At 36.6% G+C, this 25,024-nt stretch carries 25 protein-coding genes; 9 read left to right on the top strand and 16 right to left on the bottom strand.

The features are described 5' to 3' along the window. Positions 1-195 precede the first annotated feature (195 nt). From F952_RS14085 to F952_RS14035, 10 genes are all read right to left on the bottom strand, one after another. Positions 196-645, bottom strand: a complete 450-nt coding sequence (locus F952_RS14085; protein WP_004929072.1) for a hypothetical protein — start codon at positions 643-645, stop codon at positions 196-198. Positions 646-1,379: 734 nt separating this feature from the next. After that, positions 1,380-1,646, bottom strand: coding sequence for a hypothetical protein (locus F952_RS14080; RefSeq protein WP_011182594.1), 267 nt, complete (start codon positions 1,644-1,646; stop codon positions 1,380-1,382). A gap of 8 nt (positions 1,647-1,654) precedes the next feature. Further along, positions 1,655-1,966: an RHS repeat-associated core domain-containing protein gene (locus F952_RS14075; RefSeq protein ID WP_004929065.1), complete on the bottom strand. Its 312-nt coding sequence runs from the start codon at positions 1,964-1,966 to the stop codon at positions 1,655-1,657. Positions 1,967-2,507: 541 nt separating this feature from the next. Then, a complete protein-coding gene (locus tag F952_RS14065) occupies positions 2,508-3,038 on the bottom strand; it encodes a hypothetical protein (RefSeq protein ID WP_227499406.1) in 531 nt (176 codons plus the stop codon). A 360-nt stretch (positions 3,039-3,398) separates the two neighbouring features. Beyond that, positions 3,399-3,596, bottom strand: a complete 198-nt coding sequence (locus F952_RS14060) for a hypothetical protein (RefSeq protein WP_011182593.1) — start codon at positions 3,594-3,596, stop codon at positions 3,399-3,401. A 24-nt stretch (positions 3,597-3,620) separates the two neighbouring features. Then, a complete protein-coding gene (locus F952_RS14055) occupies positions 3,621-4,463 on the bottom strand; it encodes a hypothetical protein (RefSeq protein WP_004929052.1) in 843 nt (280 codons plus the stop codon). Between the two features lie 454 nt (positions 4,464-4,917). After that, on the bottom strand, positions 4,918-5,310 hold the full coding sequence (locus tag F952_RS14050; RefSeq protein WP_004929049.1) for a DUF7878 domain-containing protein: 393 nt from the start codon (positions 5,308-5,310) through the stop codon (positions 4,918-4,920). Between the two features lies 1 nt (position 5,311). Then, entirely contained in the window at positions 5,312-5,929 is a 618-nt protein-coding gene (locus F952_RS14045) for an RHS repeat-associated core domain-containing protein (RefSeq protein ID WP_004929047.1), read from the bottom strand. Positions 5,930-6,291: 362 nt separating this feature from the next. Beyond that, complete coding sequence (locus tag F952_RS14040) at positions 6,292-6,792, bottom strand: hypothetical protein (protein ID WP_004929041.1); 501 nt, start codon at positions 6,790-6,792, stop codon at positions 6,292-6,294. A 4-nt stretch (positions 6,793-6,796) separates the two neighbouring features. Further along, a complete protein-coding gene (locus F952_RS14035) occupies positions 6,797-7,153 on the bottom strand; it encodes a hypothetical protein (protein WP_004929038.1) in 357 nt (118 codons plus the stop codon). 786 nt (positions 7,154-7,939) lie between these two features. Here F952_RS14035 and prpF point away from each other — a divergent pair. Next, entirely contained in the window at positions 7,940-9,121 is a 1,182-nt protein-coding gene (gene prpF / locus F952_RS14030) for a 2-methylaconitate cis-trans isomerase PrpF (RefSeq protein ID WP_004929035.1), read from the top strand. 17 nt (positions 9,122-9,138) lie between these two features. Here the strand turns inward: prpF and F952_RS14025 are convergent, their stop codons facing one another. Genes F952_RS14025 through tssH form a run of 6 tightly spaced genes read right to left on the bottom strand, consistent with a single transcriptional unit; the run spans position 9,139 to position 16,688 of the window. Next, entirely contained in the window at positions 9,139-10,092 is a 954-nt protein-coding gene (locus F952_RS14025; protein ID WP_026056969.1) for a M15 family metallopeptidase, read from the bottom strand. Between the two features lie 10 nt (positions 10,093-10,102). Continuing rightward, entirely contained in the window at positions 10,103-10,684 is a 582-nt protein-coding gene (locus F952_RS14020) for a hypothetical protein (RefSeq protein ID WP_004929031.1), read from the bottom strand. Positions 10,685-10,694: 10 nt separating this feature from the next. Continuing rightward, entirely contained in the window at positions 10,695-11,498 is an 804-nt protein-coding gene (gene icmH, locus F952_RS14015; protein ID WP_004929028.1) for a type IVB secretion system protein IcmH/DotU, read from the bottom strand. 11 nt (positions 11,499-11,509) lie between these two features. Further along, the gene (gene tssK / locus F952_RS14010; RefSeq protein ID WP_004929024.1) at positions 11,510-12,877 is read right to left on the bottom strand and encodes a type VI secretion system baseplate subunit TssK; all 1,368 of its coding nucleotides are present in this window, start codon (positions 12,875-12,877) and stop codon (positions 11,510-11,512) included. 16 nt (positions 12,878-12,893) lie between these two features. Continuing rightward, complete coding sequence (gene tssA / locus F952_RS14005) at positions 12,894-13,997, bottom strand: type VI secretion system protein TssA (protein WP_004929021.1); 1,104 nt, start codon at positions 13,995-13,997, stop codon at positions 12,894-12,896. 15 nt (positions 13,998-14,012) lie between these two features. After that, on the bottom strand, positions 14,013-16,688 hold the full coding sequence (gene tssH / locus F952_RS14000; RefSeq protein WP_100222860.1) for a type VI secretion system ATPase TssH: 2,676 nt from the start codon (positions 16,686-16,688) through the stop codon (positions 14,013-14,015). A gap of 386 nt (positions 16,689-17,074) precedes the next feature. Here tssH and F952_RS13995 point away from each other — a divergent pair, with 386 nt between their 5' ends. The 8 genes from F952_RS13995 to F952_RS13960 all read left to right on the top strand — a co-directional run bounded on the left by F952_RS13995 (position 17,075) and on the right by F952_RS13960 (position 25,002). Continuing rightward, a complete protein-coding gene (locus F952_RS13995; protein WP_004929016.1) occupies positions 17,075-17,731 on the top strand; it encodes a hypothetical protein in 657 nt (218 codons plus the stop codon). Between the two features lie 19 nt (positions 17,732-17,750). After that, positions 17,751-18,254 (top strand): type VI secretion system contractile sheath small subunit, encoded by a 504-nt coding sequence (gene tssB, locus F952_RS13990; RefSeq protein ID WP_004929014.1) that lies wholly within the window; start codon positions 17,751-17,753, stop codon positions 18,252-18,254. Next, the gene (gene tssC / locus F952_RS13985; RefSeq protein ID WP_004929011.1) at positions 18,247-19,728 is read left to right on the top strand and encodes a type VI secretion system contractile sheath large subunit; all 1,482 of its coding nucleotides are present in this window, start codon (positions 18,247-18,249) and stop codon (positions 19,726-19,728) included. Before tssB ends, tssC begins: the two co-directional genes overlap by 8 nt. Positions 19,729-19,773: 45 nt before the next feature. Then, positions 19,774-20,277 (top strand): Hcp family type VI secretion system effector, encoded by a 504-nt coding sequence (locus tag F952_RS13980; RefSeq protein WP_004929007.1) that lies wholly within the window; start codon positions 19,774-19,776, stop codon positions 20,275-20,277. Between the two features lie 69 nt (positions 20,278-20,346). Continuing rightward, entirely contained in the window at positions 20,347-20,820 is a 474-nt protein-coding gene (gene tssE / locus F952_RS13975; protein WP_004929004.1) for a type VI secretion system baseplate subunit TssE, read from the top strand. Positions 20,821-20,831: 11 nt separating this feature from the next. Beyond that, complete coding sequence (gene tssF / locus F952_RS13970; protein ID WP_004929001.1) at positions 20,832-22,640, top strand: type VI secretion system baseplate subunit TssF; 1,809 nt, start codon at positions 20,832-20,834, stop codon at positions 22,638-22,640. Further along, entirely contained in the window at positions 22,604-23,602 is a 999-nt protein-coding gene (gene tssG, locus F952_RS13965; protein ID WP_004928999.1) for a type VI secretion system baseplate subunit TssG, read from the top strand. Before tssF ends, tssG begins: the two co-directional genes overlap by 37 nt. Then, positions 23,599-25,002, top strand: coding sequence for a hypothetical protein (locus F952_RS13960; protein WP_004928997.1), 1,404 nt, complete (start codon positions 23,599-23,601; stop codon positions 25,000-25,002). The genes tssG and F952_RS13960 overlap by 4 nt, the downstream gene beginning before the upstream one ends. Positions 25,003-25,024 lie beyond the last annotated feature (22 nt).

The raw sequence follows: 25,024 nt of genomic DNA, 5'->3' as shown, positions 1-25,024 counted from the left end.
TATTATTTAACTGGGTTTTATCAGATGATTACTTTTTTATTAAAAATATAAGTGGTTGATGTGTTAATACTTTTGATCATAAATGAAGTCCTCACTTATTTTTAGGTGAGGACTAATTTAAGATTTTTAGAAATGTTGTGTAATGTTTGTCTAATGGGCGCTTACATAACTCCTTTTTTCTATAAATCTGGATTTCTAACTCTTTAGCATTAAATTTTCATAGATCCTAGTCTGAACTTCTATTTGATTACTGTATTCATCAATACTACCAATCAATTCAATCCAATACAAAGCACTACCTTTGTAAGTTATACAAAACAGTCGTCCATTTACACAAAATATATCAGCATCTAATTTATTAGATTCAAATTTGAGAGTCGTCGTCGCTAATAGAAGCTCTTCAGTTTTATTGGGGAATCTTAATAAATCGTCAAAGATAGGCTTTCCAGTTTTTAAATCAATGACGTAAAAATCACTTTCTACGCCATGAGGAAGTCGTTGAACTTTATTAATTAATTTTACTTGATTGTCCCATAAATTGATAGCTTCAGGTGATAGTTCACTACGAATGTTGTCTAAAATCAACATTTCTAACTCATTTAATTCGTTTAGACCATACAATTTTTTTTTAATCCAATTAATCATCGCTAATTATTCCTAAAGAGCTATAAGCACCATCTACAATAACGCCTTTATAAACTAAAGGTATTCTATTATATTATTGAATATAAGTATCTGACATCAAATTTTTTTCTTTAAATATTTTAGATATGGATTGATTATTTTCTAAGTTTTTCTTCGCTAGGTGCAAAGAAAATTGAACCTCCATCTAACGAAATAAAATGCGAATATAACATTGTGCTAGCGATAGTTAAATATATATAGAAGGAAAATAATGGCCTTCTATATATTTGAATAAAAATGAAAGATTTATATCCTTATGATGTATTAAAATATATCATTCCGTATTGCTATAACGACTAGAACAAGTAAAAAAGTTGCTACTCCTGCAGCACCACAAGCTAATGATAATAATTTTAAACCTAATTCATTAATAGATATAGTTCCATTATAAAAGAACTGTATTTGTTTCCAGTCCAAAGGGAATGATTTTGCCAGAATTAAAAAACAGATATCGTAGTTCCAAAAAAAACTAATGGTATTAGATATTTTAATTTCCAGCCAACTCTTACAATTAAAGATCCTATAATTAATAGAGTGGTAAAATAAAATAAATGTTCTAAAAAAGACATAATATTCTTATCCACTACTTAGTATGAGTTCATAATATATCGATTCCAATTTTACTCTGTTCTCTAAGTAATATCAAAACCTGATGAGTTCGGAGATAAGATTATCGTTGGCAAAATACCTCCAGTTCATGAGAACTGTGATTTCATTTGATATTGTTGATTTAATAACTGTTGATTCAATTGCATATTCATCTGTTGCATCGATCTTTGATCATTATAACTGCTTAACATGAGGCTGGTTGATATCTTACCTGCTGTTAAGTTTCCTGTAACGACTAAGCCTGCCATAGTGCTATATTCTCTTACCTTATTTGTATACGCATTATTAATCCATTTAGTTAATTTTTGGCTAATTGGTGCTCCTGTTGGAAGTGTGGTTTTTGCAAGGCGCACATCAACTGCTAAAAGGCTGCCTTACCTATTCTTCCAAATGCAGCCCCTACAACCATTTCTTGGCCTAGTTCAGTTCCTGAAAATGAATTATTAAAATTATCCCATGTTCCACTCATTAAACTTTGATTATTTTTTCTTGCATCAATAAATGCTCTTATACCAACCTTAGTTACGTATAAACCACCATTTATACTGGCTCCAACTCCCATTGCAATTATTACAGGATTTGTACCTGTTGTATCTACATACATAACAGGATTATCCAAAGCATAATTGTAAGGATTCAATCCGCCTTGTAAACTAATTGGATCAGGTTCCACATAACGACCTAGAGCAGGGTTATCTTACGCAGCTTTAATCTCTGCTCAGATTATGGTTGTAATTTTACGCCGTATATGGCTCATTAGTCACTTCATCATAGTACTGACCTCGGAAGCGGAAATTAAACTTCACAATCTGATTGCTCAGTCATTTTGTTATAGATAGATTCTGTAGAAAGTGCTTAACAATCTAATGATTTAAAAAGAGTCGAATTAAATCTGATTCCACTACAAAAGTAGTGAAATCACTATGGTTATATATATTGTTTTGGGAAGTATAAATAAATAAAACTGCTCATTGTTATTAAATAAACTATATATAATATAATTTTAATTTTTTTTAAATTACCTTCTTTGTTGGTAAGAAGAAAAAATGGAATAGTAAATAAAAATACTAATATTGAAATAAAAGTTATTGTTACCAAACCTTCTTTTTCATACATATTTAAATTTACTATATTATAGTATAAGTAGTGATATTTTGTATACGCACATATTAGAAGAATTAAAAAAAATAAAAAAGTAATATTAAACAATTTTCTCATTTTAAAGCTCCCATAATTTGGTTATATCTCTTAAATACTGATTCACCATAACTGTTTTTCCCTGGTCCATTGTACATATTTAAGATTCGAATATTTTGCTCTTTAGTTAATTCAATTCCACTAATATTAGGATAGAGGTCTTTTCTAATTTGGTCTAATAAGATTGCAGAATTCAATAGTGATCTATTTGTAGCATTATATCCAGTTCTATTAATCTGATATAAAGCCTCTGCTTGGCTTTTAATAGAACTATCAGTAAAATGTCGGAGCTGAACGGATGTATCTCCTATAGAAGTTTTTCCAGGGTCTTTGGCAAGAGTTTTTATACTACTTTCATAACCTGTTAAATTGGCAAAAACTTTATTTGCACTTCTAACTGTCCAAGCAATAGTATCCATAATTGATGGCATGCCCCTATATTCATTGAATGCTATGCCCGCTAATAAGATAGGTGATAAGTCATATTCTCGTGATAAAAATTGAATAGTAAAACGGTTATAATAAACAAAAGCATACTTATCATTCATGATATTATAGTTACCTATGCCTAATTGGCTTAAACCATATTGAAATCCCTGATTAATAGTAGTGTATAGTCCAGATGAGTCTACACTATTAATAGGATTTCCATTGGCATAGATGTAAGGATTCAATCCGCCTTGTAAACCAATACGGTCAGATTACACATAACAAATTAGTACAGGGTTATCTTACGCAGCTTTAATCTCTGCTCAGATTATGGTTGTAATTTTACGCCGTATACGGCTCATTAGTCACTTCATCATAGTACTGACCTGGGAAGCGGAAATTAAACTTCACAGTCTCAACACTTGGCGTACCTACACGAAAGGCCTTGCGCAATGACAAAGCTATAATCGTTTTGTTCATCATTGCTCATCCCATGCCCAAACAGTAGTTGTGCCATCAGCAGCATTGATTAAACGACGTGGAGTATTTTGAGCATCGGTTGTGATCCAGTAAGTTTTTGCTGTAGTACCCGCGCCATAGGTTGCTGCAACAGGCTTATCGCCTAAGCATATATATTTAACCAGTGGCACACCATCAGCATTGTATTCACCAATCAAGTGACTGTTTTCGTTATAAACAAATTAACTATATTTTTTTATATAGGATAAAAGACTTTCTTCATAGAAATCAAAACACATTTTTATATAATATGCAGATATATCACAAAGAATAAATAACCATTTTAGTTCTGAAGATATACCTTCTTGGTATAATCCGTGTTGAAAACCAAGATTTTCTATGGCAGGATGGTCAATCCTATTAAATATAAATTGATATGAATCAATATACATTCCTCCTATAATGAAAATTGGAAATGGAGGTAATCTTCCATATTTTTCTATTTCTTTATTGATGCATTTTGTATTTATTTCTATGAAAAAATAAGTGTCTTCTTTAATGTATTTCTTTATAATAAAATTTCCTTTAGTTTTTACTATAGAAAATTCTTTTCCTAAAGAAAAATGTAAAAAATTTGCGTAAGCTTCTCCATTAATCTTTATATATTTTTTTGTTTTTTCACTGAAAAAAAATTTCTTCTCCGAATTTAGGTTGTTCCAGTAATATTCATATAATTTTTTTTGATAAATATTGAATTTTAAATAATAGTCATCAGGTATTTTTCTTATGAAATCAAATTTTTTATCAAAATTTGAATCATATTCGTTTGTAAAAAAATCAGAAGGTTTGCTGATGGTATATGAATATTTCATCACTTCATTAAATAATCTTTCTATTCTATTCTTCATAGATTCCCCATAAAAAACAATCCTATCATCTTCATATTCACATAGTTTAAATGCATTCATAAGTAGATAACAATTTTCATTCAGTGTGGATATAATAAGAGCACGGCTTAACATTTTTTCTGAATTTTCTAAAAGAAAATTATTAAAATATTTTTTGAAAAGATCAATTTGGTCCATAGTGATTATCCTTTGTATAAAAGATGACTTATGTTATAAAGCCATCTTTTATATTGAGTTTTAAGGAATAATAGGAATTAATCCTGGTACTGGAAGGATGAATCCATACATTTCTAGTATTGGTTGCCATTTCAAATGATTTGGGAATATATGTTCCTTTCAGTAATGGTTGAATTTCTTTAATCCAGTCCAATACTAAATATTACCGGGATAGTTCATATTGAGCGATGTTACAGGTGCAATTTCACTTGTTAAGAAAGCTCTTTAATGGAAGAAGTTTTAAAGGCTTACCATTTAATTTCATAAATTTATGAGATATTTTTGCTATCAGGGTCGATTTCTGAGTTTAAATTTTTAAGTAGGTTATAAGTATAAGTTGTGCTTTTACCAGTAATGGTTTGATAGTTTTTTGATTGAAAATATCCCATCTTGTAATGATGGGATATTTTGCTAATTAATACTGAAAAGTTATACCTTTAAATTCACTTGTAAAGTCATCAATAAAATTAGTGCAAGCATTTATTAACTCTGGGTGTGATACATAAATATCACTTTGATCTTGGTTAAACCAAACCGAGTTGATTTTCCATAATTTGTCCTCCTTTTTTTCGAATGACAGAATAGGTTTTTCCTCAAATTCCATAGATTCATATATAAAATTTGAGTCTTTATCGCTATCAAGCCATTTTTTAATGTAAATAGCAAATTCCAATAACAGTATATCTTCTTCGTTGAAAATTGTATTATTTTTAACCTCTATCCTTAAGGTGCCTTCAATTTCTGATGCAACAATAGGATTTATAATGGAGCTTTGAGGACCTTGTGTGATTTTGTAAGAAATTTTCATATTATTTTACCGGGTATGCTGTCCAAATTTTACCATTTTTATCTACAATAACTTTAAGAGATGTCTGACCTTTTGTACCGATTACTCTATTCATATTAGTTATAACCTGATATGAATTTGAAGAAAAACCGTTAGATAAAAAAGTTGCATTTGGTGAGCGTAAAGCTTCAATTACTCGATCCTTTACTATTAATTGATCATTAGTATTAAATTTTGCATATTTTTTTGCGGTACTATTCATCATATGTTTATCTTTAGGGAGCCAGTTTTTTGTGTTTACTGATGCTCTATAAGCGCTTTCAGAAGCACTAGAGAGTGAAGTGCTTTTATCTACTAATGTTGAGGGTGCTGTTATTTTTTCAAAAAAGAAGGCTTCATTAGAGAATAGGTTAAATTTAGGTAAAGGCGCTAGAGTAACAACATCACTTGCAAAATTCTCGGACAACCGATCAGTAAATGAGCCACCTGTTGCAGTGTAGAAATTCGAGCCATCATCAACCCAATAGCCATTTACAACTCTAGCTGCCAGACCAGTAATATCTATACTATTAATTGAATTTGAGTCAACATAAATATAAGGATTCAATCCACCTTCTAAACCAATACGGTCTGGTTCCATATAACGACCTAGAGCAGGGTTATCTTACGCAGCTTTAATCTCTGCTCAGATTATGGTTGTAATTTTACGTCGTATACGGCTCATTAGTCACTTCATTGTAGTATTGGATTGGGAGAAGCAGGCTAAACTTCACCGTTTCAACACTTGGCGTACCTACACCAAAGGCCTTGCGCAATGACAAAGCTATAATCGTTTTGTTCATCATTGCTCATCCCATGCCCAAACAGTAGTTGTGCCATAAGCAGCATTGATTAAACGACGTGGAGTGTTTTGAGCATCGGTCGCAATCCAGTAAGTTTTAGCTGTAGTGCCAGAGTCATAAATTGATATAATAAAAAGGCTGGATTAATCCAGTCCTTTTATTATTTTTCTTTCCTATATCTAAAATCAAAACTTTTACATGAAATCACAATTTTTGTATCACTTGAAAATACAATATAGTGCTTTGTTAATTTATTTTTTTGGTCATATTCGATAGAATCCCATAGGAAGGTACCATGAATACTCATGGATTTGTCATATGTCTTTTCTAATTCTGGCACGCAGTCAATAGAATAACTAATAACATTTTGATATGAGAAATCCAATATATAGTCTTGATATGATCCTATTAAAGTGATTTTTAAATCTAAAGCATTTTCACCATTGTCAATCATATTAATTCTTTTAAGGATTGCATCATGTGGAGAATAATGGATATTCGTATCATAATGCCAGTCAGCAATAGCATAATTATATACAGATTGAGTAATGTGTGGACGAATTGAGTCTAAGTAAGCGTAGTACTCTTTGCGAAGCTTATCATACTCATCTATGGAGTCGCCTTCTAATATGTTGATATCTAACCAACGGAGAAACATCATATATTTAGTTCCTATAGTCTTGATAATAATAGTTAGTATTACCTGAACTATCTGCTGGGAATGTTATAGAGGGTGTAAATAAAGTCGAATTTCCTGAGCGACTAATTTCCCCTAGATCAATTAATGCATCATCTATCGTATAATTTGGATTGTTGTACAATTCGTATCCAATGAAGCCAATTCCTATGTAACTCAAAGCTTTTCCTGTTTTTGAAAAATATTCAAAATTTGTCGTAGCGTGTCTTTGAATTGGGTCTGCGATTTTATCTCTGTATTTCAAATCCTTAATGTTTACTTCTCCTCTAGAAGGTAATTTATTCATTTTGCTTAGTACTTTGATTCTAGCCAAAATAATAGACATATAGTTTCTCTAAAGATAAAGTTACCTTAACTTTTGAAATTTAAATAAAAGTTATCCTGCGCAGGAATGCTACTCAGATCCTAAATTCAAACAACAAGCAATTCATTATGCACTTGCAAACTTACATGAGTCTGTAGTTATGATCGCTTAAAAATTAGGGAGAACTGGACACAGTCTTTGATCGCACTGAAATAATGAATTTAAAAATTTCGACTTGGTTTTTGGTAAAAACAACCTAAATAACATCTATTGTTGAAATATAAGTTTGGTTTAAATTGGTTTAATTGAAATAATTTTCTATAATTTCTTAATATTTGAAAAATATTATCAAATATACAAAAAAAAAGGATTTTTTAGGGAAACAATCCCAGCGCGATCTGCCTAAACTATATCTCAAGGGTGTGATAGGGATCGAAAAGAGTAGCATGCACCAAAACGTATAACGTTAGTGTGTACTCACCCAAAAGGTCTCGATTCGGCTTAGGACGCTATAAATCAAGAGTTTATAGGCAAAAGTTATCGCTTACAAAGCTATAATGGTTGAAGTTAAACGAACTGTTTTCCCTAAACATCCTCAAGATTCTACATAATAAAGTTAATAATCAATTAAATTAAACGATAACGAAAGCAGCAACAGTTCTGATCTTTATTCCTTCCATTAGTCAAATTTCAACACTTTCCTTTTATGTCTATTTAGTATTTCTATCCTAACCAGTCACCGCATAATGATGCAAAATCATTTAAAATGTGGTTACTCAATAAAAATGTATATGGACAATCGAGACAATGAAATTTCCTCCTCAGAAAAAAATCGCAGCAACCTATATGCGTGGTGGAACCAGTAAAGGGGTATTTTTTAAGCTAGATGATTTACCTGAAGATGCACAGGTGGCTGGAGTTGCCAGAGACCAACTGCTACTACGTGTCATTGGAAGTCCCGATCCTTATGCCAAGCAAATTGACGGCATGGGCGGCGCAACATCGAGTACCAGTAAAACAGTGATTCTAGCCAAAAGCCAACAAGCTGAGCATGATGTTGATTATCTTTTTGGGCAGGTTTCGATTGATCAGCCTTTTGTGGACTGGAGTGGTAACTGTGGTAATTTGACCGCAGCAGTGGGCTCTTTTGCCATTAGTCATGGTTTGGTTGATGCAAGTCGAATTCCTGAAAATGGAATTTGTACAGTACGAATCTGGCAAAAAAATATTGAAAAAACCATTATTGCGCATGTTCCTATCACCCATGGTCAAGTACAGGAAACAGGTGATTTTGAACTGGATGGTGTGACTTTTCCAGCAGCAGAAGTACAAATTGAGTTTCTTGATCCTGCTGATGATGGTGACGATGGGGGAGCCATGTTCCCAACGGGTCATGTCGTCGATGAGCTTGATGTACCAGAAATTGGCAGCTTTCAAGCAACATTTATCAATGCAGGTATTCCTACAATTTTTCTCAATGCAGAAGAGCTTGGCTATGTAGGCACAGAATTACAGGATCATATTAATAGTGATCCTGCTGCATTGGCACGTTTTGAAACTATTCGTGCTTATGGTGCAGTGCAAATGGGCTTAATTCAACATATTAGCGAGGCTGCATCTCGTCAGCATACCCCTAAAATTGCTTTTGTTGCTCCAGCTAAAACCTATCAGGCTTCTAGTGGAAAATCAGTAGATGCCGAACAAATTGATCTCTTGGTTCGTGCATTGTCTATGGGCAAATTACACCATGCCATGATGGGAACGGCGGCAGTGGCAATTGGTACCGCGGCGGCGATTCCTGGCACCTTAGTCAATCTTGCTGCGGGTGGTGGAGAGCGTGAAGCAGTACGTTTTGGACATCCATCTGGCACATTACGGGTTGGAGCACAAGCCATGAAAGATGAAAATGGTCAATGGCAAGTCAAAAAAGCCATCATGAGTCGTAGTGCACGGGTCTTGATGGAAGGTTTTGTGCGAGTTCCTCAATAGCCAAGTGAGAGAAACGATCAACTGGCTGCATTGGCAGTTAATTGGCCTTCTGCAATTAACTGCTCAGCCATTTCCTTGGTTTTTCTCAAGCCTGGCATACGGTATTCGGTGTGTCCATAGTCCTGAATTGATTTCCAGCGGCCACCCCAAGTTAGACCTACAGATTCTGCAACTTCTCCATAGAGTTGATAGCCTCGCATTGCCCAGGGGTCTCTTTCAGAAATGACAACCTTACCATTGCGTTTAAACGCAACATCTGCGGCAAGACCAAATTGATGATAGCTTTGATAACCTCTAGCGCGTGTGGTATTTGGATTACCTGAGAGTAAATTTTGACGTTCAGGACTTCGATAACCCTCCAGTAGAACCAGCTCATACCCATAGCGTTCTTTCATTATTTTAAAGACCATTAACAGACGTTGCTTATAGCGCGGATTCATTTTGTCCCATTTACGGTCAACAAATTGGGTATCTATCAAATTATGATGCATCAAATTTTCAGATGCAGATGGGGCATTTGTTTCACTGTGCTGGCTTGCATATTGTTGTTCAAGTTGATTGGCTTCTACAATTGCAGCACTAATTAACGATTCATCGACTTCAGGCGGAGGCGTGAGCATTTCACCATTGAGTAAAGTATAAATTTGTGGATCAACTTCTTTTAAATACTCTGCTTCGATTTTGGTGGAACTAATCGGTCGAGTAAACGCAAACACCAGTACACTTCCAAAAAGAAAAAAACCCGCAATTAAAATCCACCATTGCTGCAAATGCCAGTGTGATTGTAATTGATCCGAGGCAGAGGCCTGATGCATTTTTTTTGCAAAATATTTTGCGTGCTGAAGTTTTTGTTTACTCTGAGGAAGTAGCGCTTTAAACATATCCAGTATTTTGAACCTAAATTCATAAGACATGAAAAAAGCAAGGATAAGGGCAACCCCAATAAAGCACAAAAAGATCAGCACTATCATAAAATTTTTATTACTGCGCCTCTGTCGGTTTTGGTGTATTTACAATGGCTGGTACAGTTTGAGATTCTTCAGTTTTTTTAGGCGCAGGTTGTGAGCGCTGTGTAGGAAATGGATCTGCAAAATTTTTGGCTGTATTTGGGCCGTCCAGTGACGAGGTTGTTTTATTAATCGCTGCTTTAGGCTGTGGCTTCGGATTATGCTCAAGAGACGAGTTGCGTTGCGCAGCAACCGCTGTGGGGGTATGTGAAAACAGCTGACTTAACTCGCTCTCCTTGGGTTGCTGAATGGTGGCTTCTGACTCATCTGTTTCATTGGATGATGAGAGGGAATGAGAATGACCTGTTTCTGTAGCCGGATGAGAACCAGATGCAGTGTGTGGTGCAGGATCTGTTGTTATGGCCTCAAGCACATGAGGTGTTTGCTGTTCAGATGTAGTAGCGACATTAATCGACGGTTGGAAAATGATAAAAAATGCGATTAATGTCACGCCGACACCTGTAACAAAACCCACTAAACTAAACAATAATGGGGAAACTGATTTCTTTTTAGGTGTTTGTAAAATACGTAGTGATGTTGGTTTTTCTTGTGCCATAACTGCGCTCTTATGGTAAATAAATCGTAATATGTGCTTCTTCGGCAGGTGCAGAAACGACATTTTGATAAGGCGCAAGCGCACGATCTGTTTGGTGAGACAACATATATCTTAGTCCACCGAAAGTAAGTAAGGCAAAAATCAGCAGAATAATCAGAATCCAGAAAAACGGCAATTCACCATGGATCATGTGTCTAATCTGATCAGGGATGGCGGAAAAAGGCGAAAACGCAGCCTTTTTTCCTTTCAGATAATCAATTTCATCTCCAACGCGCGCGACCAAATGGTTAAGACTTTCAATTGATTCAATGCGGTATTTACCCTGAAATCCTAGAAGTAAACAATAATGAAAGACTTCGAGTGAAGTCAGACGCTCTTTGCCTTTACTTCTTAATTGCTCCAGTATTTCAAAAAAGCGATAACCTGCAAGCTGAGAACCAAACAGGCTAAGTTGCAAGGGACTAATGAGCCAAGCATTTTGTAAATGAAAAAAGTTTGGGTCTTGTTGAGTCACAATTGTTTCATCAAGCAAAGCACAAAACGCATATTTCGCATCATAGATATCATCGCCTGAAAATTGCATTTTCTTTGCTTGCTGTTCAAAACGATTAAGCAAATCAAGGATTTTTTGACGGAACTCTTCAATATTGGCAGGTACGTATTGATTGCGAATCAGAAAAACAATATAAAAACCATCATGTAATAAATCGACCAGATTGACAGCCTGGCTGACATTTTGAGTATTTGGGGGAGAAAAATCTCCACCTATTTTGCCATCATCGAACAGAGAAGGGATGCCTGTAGGTTGACTCATATTTATTCTCCTTAGGCATTCATTACAGCAATTAATTCAATGCTAATGTCTTGGAAACCTGAAGGGATATAAATACATATCGATTCTGACTCTAGCATACGTTGATAAAGTTCATGATGGGGTTCAATTTCAAAATAACTCACACCTGAGCGTACAGGAATCGCGGTAGGTACCTGCATCAGGTGGTGTAATGGAATTGCAGGTAAAGCTGCGACAACACGTTGTTCAACATCCACCGTACTCCCCACTTTAAAACGTAAAGGAACAATTTGAACCAGTTCGTGGGTCTGCATCATGCTACTTGAAACCGCAATATAAAGTCTGCTATCTCGCGTAATTTTGTCTGATTCCAAGCTTCCGATCCAATAAGATGGACGAATCTCTTTAAGCGCAATACTGATATAGCGACTAGAAATAATGGTGTCTAACAGATCACGCAAAATCACATCAAGTTGCTGAAAACTATCTTGTAGTTGGTGATGTCGGTATTGAGGAAGATGATCTACTTCATATGCTGTAGAAAATGTTAGCAAAGAACCTGTCAAACGGAGTAATTCAAAGAAAAGTCGTTCGGGATGTATTTGCGGGTGTTGAAGCAGATGGTTGAGTGTGGCGTGAGCTGTGTTTAAAGCATTGACCAGCCAAAAAGAAACGATATCACCAGAACGGAATTCAATCAGTTTCTGTTCGTTTTCTCGATTATTGGTTTGAATGGTCTTAATTTTTGCTCGAATGACATTCAGAGTCCGTTTAAGATTTGAGGTCAGTGTATCTGATGCTTCAATATGTAAAATTGGTGGAATAAATTTTTGATCCAGCTCAAATGAACCAGAACTTTGGCGCTTGATCCGACCTAAAGGTAAATATAACAAACCATCAAATTCTTGTTGTGGCTCGGACAGAGGTGCAAGCAATCTAAACATTGCACGACGCCGTAACAGCGTAATGTCTGCAGCCTGAGCATTGGTATACAAATCGTGTGTTTCGGTTAGATGTGAGTGATAACGGCCAGATCGATGATCATCACCATCATGCAAGATATTTGTCTTATTGGGTTGTAATAACGGCAGGGTGAGATAGATCAACATCTCTCCCTTAAAATTGAGGTCATCGAGTAGCAAAGGTTCTGGTAATAAGTCGGTGCTTGGGGCTTGGTAAATTTCGCCGTCTTGCCAGATCATTTCGATGCTTTCTAATGCCAGTACATGATTGCCCAGTTGCAGCTCGTCGAAACGCAATTGATTAATCCCATAGGCGAACGGAATGGTCGCACGAATGGTCTGGTTTAAACGTTGCTCATGGTAACTATCCTGAATCTGGAAATGTTGCGGACGTAAAAATAAGCCTTCGCCCCATAGGATTTTTTCTGCTTTAAACATTTTGATCTACCAACATTTATTCATATTCATTTTTAGGTTGTACACCAAGAGCTTCTTGTACCAACTGTAACGGATGCTCATCTTTAATGACTTGTGCTAACCATTCATGTAATGGCATCTGGCTCCATTTAATCGTTTTTTGCAGCATATAACTGACGGGACTATGAGGCTCATTTGCCTGAAAGTAGTCAGAAATATCTTGCAATACCCGAATCGCTTGTTCACGATTTTGAATGTGATTTTGGGTTTGCGGTTGAAAGCTCGGCTGGTTTACATTGACATTTGAGGTAGGCATAGGCTCGGTACTCAATGTTTCAGAAGCATGGCTAGAAGCTGTAGCCGATGAAGTTGCTACTGGATTTGTATCGAAGGCTTCGGCTTTATAAATTTTACGGAGATTGACATCAATATCTTGCAGGCTGGAATCAATTGCTGCGAAACTTGGAGCATCCACTCCCATCAGGCGATCCAGTACATCCTTAAGCTGTTGCCATTGAGATACAACATGCTTAAACATTTGATAATTCTGATATTGAAAACTTTTTGATGTATTAAATAAAGCTTGTTCAAATAGTTCGATTTCAGAGGGACCATCTAACTGTTCATACTCGTCGCTTTGCTTACGTCGAATATTCTGATGATGTAAAAAATTTTCGTAATTGAGCAAATGATAATAAGGCGACGTATTAATTAAAGGTGTTTTCTTGATGAGTAAGGGCAGTTGATTAATTAAGCCCTGTAACAATGCGATTCTTTGATCCAGATCATCATCTTCTACCACAGGATGGATGTCATTCCAGAATTGATCCAGTAAACGATGACTTAATTCAATGCCCTGATAAATACCTTCAAATCCATATAGATTAGCCCATCCTTCACTCAGCCAAGTAAGTAAGCGAATATCCTTGGTTTTTGTTTTTAATAGGTTTGATGAGGTACTGGTCACTGTTTCCCAATCAGCCTGTTTCAATTCAGTGACCCAATCGCCCTGATCAAGTAAGACATCATCTTGTGTTCTGGCTTTTTTGATCAGATGAAATTCATTGGAAAATGAGTAATCCTCTCCACATGGAGATTGTTCAGTAATTGGCTGTAACAACTCTGAAATGTTTATACTCATGGTATGACTCTATTCTTAAGCTTCGGTTTCTTTGATGGTTTTAGCACTACGTTTCTTGGCTATCTTTTTTTCAACGGGATCAAGTTGATAAACGATGTCATCATTTTTGACATCAATCATGATGTGCTTTGGTAACTTCTGTTCTGCAAGTGCCACCAAAATCTGAGTAGCCAGTTCAGGTAATATGGTTGAGTTTAAGATGTGATCTACATTGCGTGCGCCACTATCTACTTCGGTGCAGCGTTGTAAAATTGTCTCAACCAGTGGCTCTGAATATTGCACTCGTGTGCCGTATTGTTTTTCAAGACGCGCAGTTACTTTACCCAGTTTATGGTGAATAATTTTAACCAGTAAATCGTCATGTAGTGGGAAGTAAGGCACAATACGCATGCGCCCCAAAAATGCGGGTTTAAATTGTTTGTAGAGACTTGGTTTTAGATGTTCAATTAACTCAATGGCATCTGGCCATTCCTCTACAGGCTGACTCAGGCAGACTTTCATGATCGCGCTTGAACCCGCATTTGAAGTGAGGAGAATCGTCGTATTTTTAAAATCGATTAAACGTCCTTCACCATCTTCGAGCATACCTTTATCAAAAACCTGATAAAAAAGTTCCTGAACATCGCTATGTGCTTTTTCAATTTCATCAAGTAAAACCACACTGTACGGGTGACGTCTTACTGCTTCTGTTAAAACACCGCCCTGACCATATCCAACATAGCCAGGAGGCGTACCTTTAAGAGAAGATACGGTATGGGCCTCTTGGTATTCAGACATATTGATAGTGATTAGATGCTGCTCTCCACCATAAAGCTCTTCAGCCAAGGCTAAAGCTGTTTCTGTTTTACCCACGCCACTTGGGCCAACCAGTAAAAATACACCTTGAGGTTTATTGGGATCTTCAAGTTTGGCTTTAGATGTTTTGATACCTTGAACCAGTTGCTGTAACGCATAATCTTGTCCCATTACGCGCTGAGCAAGTTTTTGTTCAAGTTGTAAGATATGCTGGATTTCATCATTCACCATATTTCCAATAGGAATACCTGTCCAGTCAGAAATAATTTCATTAATCATCTGAGCATTAACTCGCTCAAAGACTAGCGGTTCATGACCCTGTAATTGATAAAGCTCGGATCTTAATTCATTTATTTGTTGATCATCTGCTGTCTCAGGAGCATCTGTATTTATTTCAATATTTTGAATTTTTTGAACGAGCTCTCGTTCTTGTTGCCAGCGTTTATAGACTTCATCGATATTTTCTTCAAGCTGGCTAATTTCTTTGGCAAGTTTGGTCAGGCGTTCTTCATGCATAGAAGAATGGCGATGTTCAGTGTCTAGAATGTTTTGTTCGAGTTTTAGATTGTGTAGCTTGGCTTGTAACTGATCCAGCTTCACGGGTTGCGCATTTTGGGTCAATGCGACTCTGGCTGCTGCTGTATCGAGTACACTAATGGCCTTGTCTGGAAGCTGTCGCCCACTGATATAGCGATGAGAAGCATGTACTGCTGTAATGATGGCCTCATCGTCTATTTGTAGTTTAAAATGTTGCTGCATTACCGGAATCATGGCCCGTAGCATATCAATTGCAACAGTTTCGGTTGGCTCTTCAACCTTGACGACTTGAAAACGACGACTCAGCGCGGCATCTTTTTCAAAATATTGTTTATATTCGGCCCATGTTGTTGCCGCAATAGTGCGCAGCTCACCGCGTGCCAGCGCTGGTTTTAATAAATTAGCTGCATCATTCTGACCTGCTTGACCACCTGCACCAATTAACGTATGAGCTTCATCAATAAACAAAATAATAGGATGAGTAGAAGATTGTACTTCTTGAATAACTTGTTTTAGACGGTTTTCAAATTCACCTTTGACACTGGCTCCTGCTTGTAATAAACCAATATCTAAACTGTGAAGCTGCACATTTCTTAAAGCTGGAGGTACAAGACCCTGAGCAATTTTCAGAGCTAAACCTTCAACGACAGCCGTTTTTCCAACCCCTGGCTCACCTGTCAGAATAGGGTTATTTTGTCTTCTACGCATTAGAATATCGAGCATCAGTCGAATCTCGTATTCGCGTCCAATAACAGGATCAATCGAACCACTTTTTGCTTTTTCAGTAAGATTAATAGTGAATTGATCCAAGGCAGGTGTTTTATTTTTAGTTTCTATTGAAGCCTGTTGAGATACTGGATTTTCATCTTGTTGTAACTGAGCATTTTCTACGCTTTTTATACAATCTTCAATAAACTTATGTTTCATTAAATCAATAGGTAAAACATCGAATAAATCAGATGCGCGTACGGCAATCTGATAAAGATCTGGTGCTGTTAATAAAGCAATTAGTAAATGTCCACTTCGGATAATTGGGTTTTGATCTGCAGAGGCAAGTAACCATGCTTGTTCCAATAATCTTACAATCGATTTAGAAAAAATAGGGGTACGATTATTGCCTTTAGGCAGGCTAGATAGAGCCCTGTTTAAATCCTCTATCAACTCCTCAGTATTAATTTTGTATTTTTTTAGTAAAATCTGTATATCATTTGAACTATTCTGATTTAGTAATTCCAAAAACAGATGTTCTATTTCTATTTCAAAGTTTTGTAACAAAATACATGAATTTGCAGATTTTTCTAATGCTGTCCGAGAGTTACCCGATAATTTGGTAATTAGAATTTTTAAATTGCTCATCATAAATCTCAAGTCATTTTATTAATATCAATTCGGATTGTTGAATAAGAAAATCCATAATTTTAGAAAATAAAAAACATCTTTTTTAAACATAAATCATTGTTAAATAAACATTTATGTTTTTATTGCTCAGATGCAACTTTTATTTTACATAAAAAAAAGATTATTGGGTAGTTTGAAGTAATCCGATAAAATCATATTTTAACCATTATAGCTTATTTGTTTCATATAGGTTTAAAATAAATAGACAGATTAGTCTTGACGAACTTGGTATGTTTGTTGGTAAAATCCGTCCGTTCACATTTTATAAAAACTGATGAGCGTATTTGTGGTTAACAATAATTTGTAATGACTATCAATGATAAATTTAAATGATTAAGAGGCATATTTTGAGAAAAAGTATTGTATTTTCAGCGATTTTAGTTGGCTTATCATTTTTAAATTTTGCTCATGCTGCTGAAGAAAGTATTAAGTTAAAAAAAAGCTGTATACGCGATTATCCCCAAGTTTCTGGCCAAACTGATCCAGAGTTATTGGGTATTTATTCTCAGGTATGTGACAAGAAAAATGCCAGTAACAAAAATGATTTATTGGCACAAGCTGCAATGCGTTTTCATCAGCTTGGCCAGAATATGAATGCGTTATATCTCGCAAATAATTTAAAACAGCAAAATGTACGTGGAAATATGCTGACAGATGTTATTTTTCTCTCAAGCGTATCTATTGCAAATAGCAGCTTGAAAGAAATGCGGAATAACGAAATGCGTTATTTAAGCGAGGATGTGACGTATCCACCTGCCAAAGAGTTTGCGGACGCGATTAAAGCTTCTGTTCCAGCGCCAACCATGCATTCAAATTCGAAAGCAATTACGGATGAATCGATCAAATCTCAATCTCGTTCAAGCCGTTCCAATGTTGCTTCATCAAATACTAAACGTACAACAAAAACCACGAGTAAACCTCGATCTACAACACCTGCTGCAACCCCAAAACCTGCTGCTGCAGCAAATAAATCGAGTACCAATCCATTTGAATCTTTAAAGTAATTACACAGGAAAATTGACCATGGCGAAAAGAGAAAGCGTTCAAAAAAAGCTTCAGCGCATTCGACCACCACGTGTTCAGCTCACCTATGATGTTGAAATTGGTGATGGTAAAGAGGCGAAGGAATTACCATTTGTCGTGGGTGTAATGGGGGATTTTTCGGCTGCATCCGAGCTTGAAAAAACCAAACTTAAAGATAAAAAATTTATTAATGTTGATTTGGATAATATCGACGATGTTATGCAGTCTATGGCTCCACGAGCCGCTTTTGATGTCGAAAATACACTGACAGAGGAAGGCGGACGCATGAACGTGGATTTAACCTTTAATTCAATGCAGGATTTTAGTCCTGAACAAATTACACAGCAGGTAGAGCCATTACGTAAATTGGTAGAAGCCCGTGAAAGACTGACAGACTTGCGCAATAAAATTTCTAATAACGAGCGTCTAGAAGACTTGCTGGATGAGGTTCTAAAAAATACGGATCAAGTACGTAAACTCAGTGCGGAGGTTGATCATGAATAATCCTCAACTCGCAAATAATACTGCACTTGAACCTGAAAATACGACGTTGCTTGATTCGATTGTTGAGCAGAGTCGAATTGCCCGAAATGATGAAGAGCATGTTCGGGCTAAGAACCTGATCGGCGAGTTGGCAAAAGAGGTGATGGCTGGAACAATTACTGTTTCGGAAAATATGACTTTGTCGATTGATAAGCGTATTGCTGAAATTGATGCTCTTATCTCAGCACAGTTAAGTCAGATCATGCACCATGAAAAGTTTCAGAAAATTGAATCGACATGGCGCGGCTTATATTATTTTTGTCAGGAAACACCTTCAAATCCGCTGATTAAAATTCGGATGCTGAACACCACCAAGAAAGAACTGGTCAAAGATTTTCAGGGTGCAACAGATTTCGATCAGAGCACTTTGTTTAAAAAAATTTATGAAGAAGAATATGGTTCCTTTGGTGGAGCCCCTTATTCTGCACTGATTGGTGATTTTGAATTTGATCGTACCCCATCAGATATGTATTTGCTTGAGCAAATCTCACATGTTGCTGCTGCTGCTCATGCGCCGTTTATTTCGGCGGCAGATCCAAGCATGTTTGGTCTGGAAAGTTATACCGATATCGACCGTCCGCGTGACGTCTCCAAAATTTTTGAAACAGCCGAATATGTGCAGTGGCGATCTTTCCGTGACAGTGAAGATGCACGTTATGTCGCATTGACCATGCCGCGCGTGCTGGGTCGTTTGCCATATCATCCTAAAGAAGGAACCGCAACAGAAGGTTTCAATTTTATAGAGGATGTGACTGGTCAGGATCACAATGAATATCTATGGATGAATGCTGCTTATGCATTTGGTACACGTTTAACCAATGCCTTTGATTTGCATGGATGGTGTGCTGCGATTCGCGGTGTCGAAGGTGGTGGTTTAGTTGAAGGCTTACCTGTACATACCTTTAAGACTCACGATGGTGAGGTGGCGTTCAAATGTCCAACAGAAATTGCAATTACTGACCGACGTGAAAAAGAACTGAGTGATTTGGGTTTCATTCCACTCGTTCATTGTAAAAATACCGATTATGCCGCTTTCTTCGGTGCGCAATCGACACAGAAGCCAAAAAAATATGACAGTGATACTGCCAATGCCAATTCGGCATTGTCTAGCCAGATTCAATATATTATGGCGGTATCCAGAATTGCACATTATTTAAAAGCAATGATGCGCGATAAAGTCGGAAGTTTCGCTTCAGCAGGGAATGTCGAAGCATTCTTGAATGAATGGTTGTCTCAATATGTATTGCTTGATGATGGTGCTTCACAGGAAGCCAAAGCCCAGTATCCACTTCGTGAGGCATCCGTAAAGGTTGTAGAAGACCCAGCACAGCCTGGTCACTACAAATCTGTGGTCTTCTTAAGACCGCATTTCCAGCTGGATGAGTTGTCAGTTTCTTTAAGACTGGTGACGGAACTTCCGCAGTCCTCTAACTAGAGTGCAGCTCATAATAACGTTAAATTAAAATAGGATAATTTTGAAATGAAAGATATATACGTTCAATTTCGAGGTAAATATAAGGTTGATGGTGAGTCACGTGATTCTGAGCACAAAGACTGGCTTGAAGTCAACTCGTGGTCGCATAATATTCGCCAGCCAAAATCTGCAACTTCAAGTAGCGTAGGTGGTCACACTGCTGAACGTGTTGAGCATTCAGATATGCTTTTTGTTAAAGATTTGGATGCAACCAGCCCTAAACTGTGGGAAGCATGCTCTGCAGGTTATACCTTTGATGAAGTACAGATCGATTTTTATCGTGCCAATGGTGATAAACGTATCAAGTACCTTCAAATCAAACTCAAACATGTTTTAGTTTCAAGTGTAACTCCGACTGTAAATGAAGAGGGTGTACCTACTGAAGTGTTTGGTTTGAAATATGCTGCAGTTGAGTGGACTTATAACCAGCAAGACATTAACGGTTCTGCTAAAGGTGCTGTGACTAAAAAATGGTCTCTTTCAAATAACACTGCATCTTACGCTGCGTAATCATGTTTTGATGGATTTAATAAAGCGCAATACATTATTGCGCTTTATTAAGTTTAAGAATTTGAAGTTATGAATCTCGATCATTTGTATCCTTTTGGATTTAGGTCAACATTGTTTGATCGACTCACGCCTGAATATGAAGATCTAAAAGGTTTATCTATTCATCAGTTGCGTGAATCCGTCGCACGGGATCTGGAAGATCTCTTAAATAGTCGTGTGGCTAAAATGGATGATGTACTGGTTAATTATCCTCTGGCGCGTCAGTCTATTTTGCAATTTGGGATCATTGATTTTGTAGGATTATCGACAGCCAATCCGATGGATCGAGAAAAAATTTGTCAGTCTATCGAGCAATCGATTGCTGCACATGAGCCTCGATTAAAACAGGTAAAAGTTGAAATGCTACTGGATGGACACAATATGGGGGCGCTGTGTTTGAGTATTCAGGCCTATCTTAATATTCATCCACTCTATGAACCTGTTGTTTTTGATGCGTTGTTAAAGCCGACAACACAACAATATGTCATTTCTGCCCAGACTTAAGTGGAGTTGCTGTGATCGAAGAACTTTTGCCTTATTATGAAAAACAGCTTCAAGAGTTTAGTCAGCAATCACGTGAATTTGCGCTGAAATATCCTAAAATTGCACAGCGTTTGGCTTTAAATCAGGAACAAATTGACGATCCACATATTGAGCGTCTAATTCAGGCCTTTTCATTAATTGCAGCCCGAATCGATAAAAAAATTGCTGATAGTTATGATTTTTTTACACGTTCTCTATTTGAGGTGATGTTTCCACAGTATTTAAGACATTTTCCTGCGTGTAGTGTGGTCAGTTTTGAAGATTTGCAAAAATTAAAACAATTGACAGAGCCACATATTATTCCAAAGCAAACGAAACTTAAATCAAGAAGCTTTAAAGGCGTTCAATGTGAGTTTAATACGGCTTATGAGGTTCGATTATTGCCGATTAGTCTGGTCAAACTTGAATTTAAGACCTTACAACATACGCATGCACATCTCACACAAAATGCGAGCCTGAATTTTCATTTTAGCTTACTCAATCCTTTACAATCTTGGTTATATCAAGAAAAATTACCTATCTATTTAGATGCGATCTCTAATTTTCCTTTACAACTTCTTGATCAAATTTTTAAAAAAGAAACTCGTTTTTCTCTGCGTGTAGGGCATCAATCTTTTGATATTAATAATCCATTTGAAATGATGGGTTTTTCAGAAGCTGAGGCATTACTCCCACTTGACCAGCATACCCATCATGCTTATCGCTTATTGATGGAGTATTTTTGTTTCCCTGAAAAATTCAATTATTTGAATTTGAATTTATCACAGCTTAAGGCATTCATCACTACCCAAACTGAGTTTGAGCTTTTAATTCATCTAAAACTTAATCTGAATGATCCTGCAAGTGTGCGTAATTATTCAGAACTTGATGTCGAAAATTTTAAGCTTTTTACTACACCAGTGATTAATTTATTTGAAAAGCAGGCCGAACCGCAAAAAATCAATCATCAACAGCTTGAATATCCGTTAATCACAGATGCACATTATCCTGATGCTTATCAGGTGTATTCCATCATTGATATGCAAATGATTCGTGAAAAAACACATCAAGAGCAAGCGATTGTTCCTGTTTTACCCTTTTTTGCAATGAGTCACTATCATGATCATCAGGTTAAGTTTTTCTATGCATTACATCAGCAGAAGCTGACTAAACATCATGTAGAAACTCGTTTTTCCATTGTATCTAAACAGCTTGAACCCTATAACACCACTTCTGATTTTGTAAGTACTCAATTACTTTGTTCTAATCGGGATTTACCGTATGAAGTGCTTGGGCAGACTCACACTTCGCTCAATTTAAATGACAGTAATCTTGCGCGCCGCGCTGTAGTGTTAAAGAGACCAACACTGCCTTATCAGTTTGAGCAACATAAAAATGAGCAGTGGAGAATTATCTCCCATCTTTCATTAAATACTTTGGCACTGATGAAAGGGGAAAGTTTGTCTCATTTAAAAGAGCTGTTGGCTTTATATAATTTGCCACGTTCTAAAGAGAATCATTTATTGATTGATGCGATCAAACAATTGAATTTTAGTCTGACGCACAAGCTAGTTGAAGCCAAACCGTTTCCAATGTTTGTTCGTGGGGTCAAGGCCGAGATAAGTATCGATACATCAGTCTTTAGAGGTCATAGTGTTTATATTTTTAGTCAATTAGTGAGTCACATTTTAAATCTTAAAGTTCAAATGAACAGTTTTGTAGATGTGGTGATTCGGGATAGTGTTCGTCAACAGGAGTTATACCAATGCGTACAGAACGTTGGTGGCAAGACACTTCTGTAACCGATCATTTGTTTCGGCAATTTGGCAGATTTGAGTTTATTCAGGCAACACGATTATTACGTCATGTACCTTATCACATGGATCAAACTCAGTGGGCCAGTGAGTTCCAATTTGGTTCCTCTTTAGCACTTAGTTTTCCCAAGACTGAAATCGAGCATCTTGCTCAAAGCGATGAGCGGATTGAGATGACTAGTCTAGTAGTCGGTTTAACTGGAACACAAGGGGCTTTGCCTTATACCTATACCAATAAACTCAAGCAAAGTTCACGTCAGCAACGCCGTGAGATTCAGGCATTTTTAGGTCTGTTTAATCACACTTTAACTGTACAGTATGTCGATGCTAGTTTGGTTCATCATCTACCTGTACGTTATGAGGTAGAGCAAGAAAATCATTATTTAAATATTTTACATGCCTTGAATGGATATATTTCATCACATCATCAGCACAACGAATTAGATGAGTATTTTGCTGAATTTGCAGGACTAATGCAGGGACAAAATAATACTGCACATGCCTTAACTACAATGTTGACATGTATTTTTAAGCAAAAAGTGATGGTTAAAGAGTTTATTCGAGAAAAATTTTATTTAAGTGACGAACAAAAAACCTGTTTGGGAGGGGCACAACCCAGTTTGCTTGGTATCAATACTTTTTGTGGCGATACAATTGAACAGATTGATGGAAAAATTGAAATTCAGATTGGCCCTTTAAAACGTAAACAATACTTAGACTTTTTACCGAGTGGGCGCGCGAGTACACAGCTTAAGCATATTTTAGCAACATGGTGTAGTCCCACTTTACTGGTCGATCTACGCTTAATTCTGGATCAGGATGATGTACAACCTTTTTGTCTGGATTCAGTCCATCAAATGGGATTGGGACAGGGTGTTTTTCTGACTTCTCAGGCTTCCAATCAGGATAATCAAGATACGTGTTATTCGCTGATAGGAGCCGTAGCATGATTAAAAAGATTATATCTGTTCTGGTACTGGTTTTGGTAGTGGTCACCAGTGTCATGATTGTGTATTGGAAAGATAGCCAGTTTGATCCAAGTGCTCAAGATATCTGGCTTTATTTGGTGATACTACCACTGGTTCTTGGCAGTGTTTTACTGGCACCATGGTTGTTGTTTAAAGCATATCGTGCTTATCGGCAACGTCAGCAAGAGCTTGCTATACAAAAAGAAATAACGCCTGAAAAGTCTGAAATAGCATCTGAAACTACGCCTGAGTGGATTACACTTAACGTTTTTTCGAGTTATGCCTTTGCAACTGCTGGAGAGAATAACGAGCTTCTGGACGCAATAATGGACTATCAAAGTCCACAGTTGGATACCGAACTGGTCAACGCATATGGTCTTCCAATCTTGTCATATCGGATTACAGATTTAACCCTAGAACAAAACGAAACCGAGTATTCAGCGCGTCAGCAACGAATCCGTGCGTTGATAACTCAACAAATCCAACAACAACACATGACCTTATTAAACATTGCAGAGCATTTAAAGCATTCTAGCTTGTTTTATGAGACAGAACATGTACAGGCTTATCGGATGCATCCCGCCTGGATCAATGAGCAATATACTGATCAAGAAGAAGATTCCTCTCAAACTGCTCCAGAACCAGTTTCACAACTAACACGTTTGAATGTACACATTTTTTTACCAGAAGATTTGCTGCATTTTTGGAATGATGATGAAAATAATGATTTCCTAAATCAGCAACTTATACAGCTAGGTTTTATTCCAGAAAAAATATTCATTGAATATCAATTTGTCAGTGCTGTGTCTGCTTATACTGAATGGAACGAGCTATTAAAGCGTATTGCGATAAAAACAGATGAAGTGACTTTAGTTGTTTCAGTCGATTCTGAAATTGATCAGGAGCTGATTGAAGAACGATTCTGGCAACATCAGAATTATATTCCATCAGAATTTATTGCCAGTTGTTGTCTAGCTGCTGAATCAGTATTGATAAATTCACTGCAACCCTTAAAACAGTTAAAACTCTGCACCAATCATTCAGATACTGCTTTGGCATTAAACCATCTGCAATTGCATGATTTGCCACAATATCAAGATGAGCAGCCTTTTGTTTTTATTCTTGAACAAGCGGCCGATTTCGGGATGTCGAAATCACTTGATCAGCATTTTAATCGAACCTCCATCGAGCCACATCATTATCTATATGCATGTTCGCTAATTGGACATACTCAGCAGGTCAGTAAAATTTATGGTGCAATGCTGGCTTTGCAAACGATAGATCAATCTGTTGCATTTATTTTTAGTCGTCACGCGCTTTCGACATTCACTGTTGTTCAGAATGCAATCTCGGAAATAGAGCAAGAAGAAGAGGCAGCATGACATTACTTTATTTTAAATTTAA

It is taken from the genome of Acinetobacter baylyi DSM 14961 = CIP 107474 (assembly GCF_000368685.1).
GTDB lineage: Bacteria > Pseudomonadota > Gammaproteobacteria > Pseudomonadales > Moraxellaceae > Acinetobacter > Acinetobacter baylyi.
This window is presented reverse-complemented; position numbering and strand designations above follow the sequence as displayed.